We start from the raw sequence: 5,152 nt of genomic DNA on the forward strand, positions 1-5,152 counted from the left end.
TGGGGACTCGTAGTAGTTTAAGCATACTTCCAATGCGGAATGTGGAGACGTCACGCTTTTATTTTGAAAACTGCTATTCCGGTGAATCGGAAAACTCTATAACAAGTAGTGAGGTCGCTTCTTTGTTGCGTGACAGGCAAGGTATTATGTGGATAGGGATGATTGGTGGCGGTGTCAATATGGCGAATACTCGTAAAGCAAAGTTCAACCTTGATCGTTTATCTGAAGCAAAACGGATACTCAAAAGTAATTCTGTCCGTAGTATTTTGTTGGATGATGAAGGGCAACTTTGGATGGGAATCAGCACTTATGGCTTTGGTGTGGAAGATCGCAGGACCGGGAAATTTACTCATCATGGTCAAATGCCCGACTTCAGCTCATATAGAGGGATTTCTACAGTGATGTCCATTATGCAATCTCCCTCTACCGGACATATATGGATTGGAGTGTACAACGGAGGAGCTTATGAAATAGATAAATCAGCCCCTGTTGGAAAGCGCGTGAAAGCACATAACTCTTCGAATGCTCCATGGATGTGCAATTCCTGTATCTACTATATTTGTGAAGACTCCAAGCAAAACCTATGGTTTGCCACTAAGAGTGGGATTTCGATGCGTGCGGCGGATGGAACTTCGGTACGCTTCGATTCATTGAAGGTTGGAGACGTGGCTGTGCGGGATATGGTGGTCATGCAACTTGTTGAAGGACGTGACGGTGAGATGTGGTTGGCTTCCAATACACATGGAGTTATTCGCATTCAGGGTAGTGGGAATTCTTTAAGTGGATATACTTTTTCCGGCTATTCGGTTTCCAATGGAAAGCTGAACAGTGATTATGCAAACTGCATTTATAGGGATATTGAAGGACGTATTTGGGTAGGAACCGGTGGAAGTGGATTGAGTCTTTATGATGCTGTGGAAGATGTATTCCTGCCGGTACATAAATTGTGGAATCTGCCGGGAGATGCAGTAACCAATATTCAGAGCGATAAGAAGGGTAACCTTTGGTTGGGAACCAATGTAGGGCTGTTGCGCCTCACTGTGCCACGGGATTTGCAGAATGTAACTTATCGCCTTTATACTACTTCTGATGGCTTGCAGGATAATATATTTAATCGGGGAGCGTCATTTGTTGCTTCTGACGGCGAGATGTTCTTTGGAGGGCATCGGGGGTATAATAGCTTCTATCCTAATAAACAAGATGAACAGGTTTTTTCTTCTCCAGTTGTAATCACTGATATTAAAGTGTTCAATCAGTCCTGGACAGCTCTCTCTGGGGAGGAACGTTCCGAAATATCGAATTTGTCACCAAGATTCACAGATAAAATAGTCCTGAACTATAAGCGTAACAACTTTAGCATAGAGTTCTCTGCATTGGAGTATGCCAATCCCGAAAGGAATCAGTATGCTTACAGATTAGATGGTTTTGATGCAGGTTGGCAACATACAGATGCATCAAAACGCTTTGCGTATTACAATAATCTGAAGTCTGGTACCTATACTTTTTATGTGAAATCTTCCAATTCTAATGGTATTTGGGATGAGAATGTACAAACCGTAAAAGTTGTTATTCTGCCTCCGCCTTGGAAAACCTGGTGGGCTTACACCTTATATATAATAATACTTGTAGGTATTGCCGGATATATCTACCGGATTATTCGCAACTGTATTCGTTTGCGTAATGCATTGCATCTGCGTGAGATGGAGCAGGCAAAATCAGAAGAGATAAATCATGCTAAGCTGCAATTCTTTACAAATATCACGCATGAACTATTGACTCCGCTAACCATTATTTCGGCTTCTGTAGATGAACTGAAACAGACGGCACCTGCTTATAAGGAACAATATGATGTGATGACACATAATATTAATAGATTAATACGTCTGCTGCAACAGATATTGGAATTTCGTAAGGCAGAGACGGGTAATCTGAAACTGAAGGTATTGCAGGGAGACTTGGTACTGTTTGTGCGCCGGAGTCTGGATGGTTTCCGTCCGTTGATGAAGAAGAAGGATATTCATTTCACTATTCAAAGCAGTATGAATAAATACTTAGCTTTCTTTGATCCGGATAAACTGGATAAGATACTATATAATCTGCTTTCAAATGCTTCCAAGTATAATAAACCTGGTGGTAAGGTGGGAATTGAACTTAGCTGTGATGAAGCGAATGGAGTAGTTTGTATAATCGTGAAGGACAACGGACCTGGTATCCCGAAAGAGTCGCAAAAGAACTTGTTTAAGCGTTTTTATGAAGGAGATTACCGTAAATTTAATACTATCGGCACAGGTATTGGGTTATCGTTGGTACGCGATTTAGTTGTTCTGCATCATGGTTCCATATCTGTAGAGAGCGAAGAGGGGAAAGGAACTGCTTTTAAAATAGAATTCCCGGTTCATCGGTTTGCTTATTCGGAGGAAGAGATAGATGATGCCGTGACTCTGTTGGATTCGGATGGAATAGATGCTGTGCAGGAAGATGTGGTGATTGAAGATATTCAGACAAGTGCATTAGAAGATAACGTTGTTTCGGCAGAACAGAATGTGGCAGAAAAGAGCCACACCTTATTATTAGTTGAAGATAATGAAGATCTATTAGGCTTGATGGTGAAACTTTTGGGTACTGATTATAAAATTCATACTGCAACTAACGGCAAAGAAGCGCTTGAAATCGTAGAATCGGAAGATATCGACCTGATTGTATCTGATGTAATGATGCCGGTGATGGATGGTATTGAGTTTTGCAGGAGTATTAAAGGAAATTTTGATACTTCCCACATTCCATTAATTCTGCTGACTGCTAAAAAACAGGAAGAGGACCGTGTGGAGGCCTATGAATCGGGAGCGGATGCATTCATAACAAAACCGTTCAATTTGAGTGTACTTCATGCCCGTATTGGTAATTTATTGAAGTCACGTGAAAGGGTTATGAAAGATTTTAAGAAACAACTGGTGTTCGAGGCGAAAGAATTGAACTATACCAGTATGGATGAAGACTTCTTGCAACGTGCCATTGATTGTGTAAATCGCCATTTGGATGATCCGGGATTTGATCAAACTCAATTTTTAGAAGAGATGAATACGACAAAATCAACCTTTTTCCGTAAATTGAAGTCTCTCACCGGATTGACTTATGTTTCATTCATCCGTAATATCCGTATGAAAGCGGCTTGCCATATTATGGAAGAGAAAAAACATGTGCGTATTTCGGAATTGGCGTATGCAGTAGGGTATAATGACCCGCGTTATTTTAGTAGTATCTTTAAAAAGGAAATAGGGATGCAGCCTTCTGAGTATATGGAACGGTTCACTTCGGGAGGAACGATTGAGGGAGAGTAAAACCCGGTTGAGGAAAGGTGCAAAAAATAGAGGCGTATGTGCCATTCATCATAATTAAATCATTTTGAAACATTTCTACGTATTGCTTACGCTTATGCGGAATAACTTTGCTTCTATGAATTTGAAACAATAAGACTTGTTTCGTTCGCAGAATATTAATCTTAAAAGTTATTACGTATGGAAAAACAAAAGCAAAAAACTGGATTGTGCAAGATGATTTCAGCTTGGATAATTTGCATAGTTCTGGTGATGAGTGTGCCGATACAGGCGCAAAATTTACTTACCGGTTGGGACGATACAGCTGGAACTCCTTATGACGCCGGTTGGCGGGTCGATGAAAGTATCTCTATTACTTGGGGAAATCTCGCAGCTTCTTCTGGCAATCGATATCGTATAAATGTAGGTAGTCCTGCCAGTAATGGTACAGATCAGATGTTGTATATAACAGAGGTGGATACCAAGTACGGTTATCCGGTAAAGCCGGTGGAAAACAAATTCTATCAACTTTCTGGTAAAGCGTGGCGAAGAAATGGGGGATCTGGAAGTGCAACCTTCAATTTTTATTTTGCTGACGATCTGTTGGCAACAAAGCCTGTTTCAAAAAAATCTTTGACTCTTTCGGGAAACAATGTAGTAAATACATTCAATAGTTTACGTTTTGTTGCACCGGAGGGTTTTACGTCGGGTTATTTTCTTTGGGATGTTCATGTTAATGGTGGCAACTGGAATGAGGCTGGCATCTGGCTTTTGCAACTTACTGAATTAGGTAATGCTGTTTCCGTAAAGTTTGATACCAATGGAGGCAGTTCAGTAGACAATCAATATTTTTTAGAGGGGGAATCTTATACGATAAGTAAACCTGCCGATCCTGTTAAAGACGATGGTTCTCCTTTTGATGGTTGGTATGCCGATAAAGAATTTACTATACCTTACGACTTCTCGGTTGCTATTACTGCTGCAACAACCATTTTTGCTAAGTGGGAAGATGCGAGTGTGGTAAAAACTCAGCTACAAACGTTGATATCTGAAGTGGAAAGTGCTAAAGAAGGTGGTACGGAAGCCGGAATAAACTATCTGCAAACTGTTATCGGAGAAGCGCAGGCGATTGTCGATAATTCCGGTTCTACAATCAGTGATTTCACAACAGCCATTAGTAACCTAAATACTGCTCTTGCTATTTACCGTGATTGTTCTTTAAAGGAACTGTTGGTGGAGAGGAGCATTATTCCCGGTTTCTCGGCTACAACTTACATATATACCTATGATCTTGCTCCGGGTGCTTCCATTCCAACAGTTACGGCTACGGCTGTAGCTTCGGTTGCATCGGCCAGTATTAAACAAGCATCTGCCATTCCGGGCAGTACTGTGGTAACAGTTACGGCTGGTGACGGTTCTACACAAACTTACACAGTAACTTTTAGAGTAAATTATATGGCTGCTTGGGATGGTAACGGCATGGGGACAACTACAGATATTCCGAGCAACTTTGGTTGGAAGTGTAGTAGTGACGTGACATGGGTGAATGCAGATAATAGTAACGACACTTATGCATATAGGTATAGAGATAATTTTGGCAGTGGTGTTGGTCGTGTGATTACCCATCCTGTTAATAATAATGTCTTTTCTTTTCCGGTTTCTCTAACCGGAGGTAAAGTCTATAATTTCACTTGTCGCAACTCAAATGTAAACGGTACCTGTACCACTATGTTTGGCATCAATATGTCGAAAGATGCAATGGGTAGAATGTTGAATTCCCAAAGTAAGACTTCTGCGAAGTGGAACTCACTATCGACATTTAACTTCAACTTTGCGGC

Annotated in this window: 2 protein-coding genes; both read left to right on the forward strand. The window is 41.0% G+C overall.

Annotated features, from left to right (window positions below; translation table 11 throughout):
• Nucleotides 1-3,338, forward strand: a 3,338-nt coding sequence (locus tag BACCELL_RS03815) for a hybrid sensor histidine kinase/response regulator transcription factor (protein WP_007210237.1), incomplete at its 5' end; no start/stop codon positions are given.
• Nucleotides 3,339-3,515: 177 nt separating this feature from the next.
• Nucleotides 3,516-5,152: InlB B-repeat-containing protein (locus BACCELL_RS03820; protein ID WP_007210238.1), on the forward strand; the 1,637-nt coding region annotated here is incomplete at its 3' end.

This window comes from Bacteroides cellulosilyticus DSM 14838, assembly GCF_000158035.1.
Lineage (GTDB): Bacteria > Bacteroidota > Bacteroidia > Bacteroidales > Bacteroidaceae > Bacteroides > Bacteroides cellulosilyticus.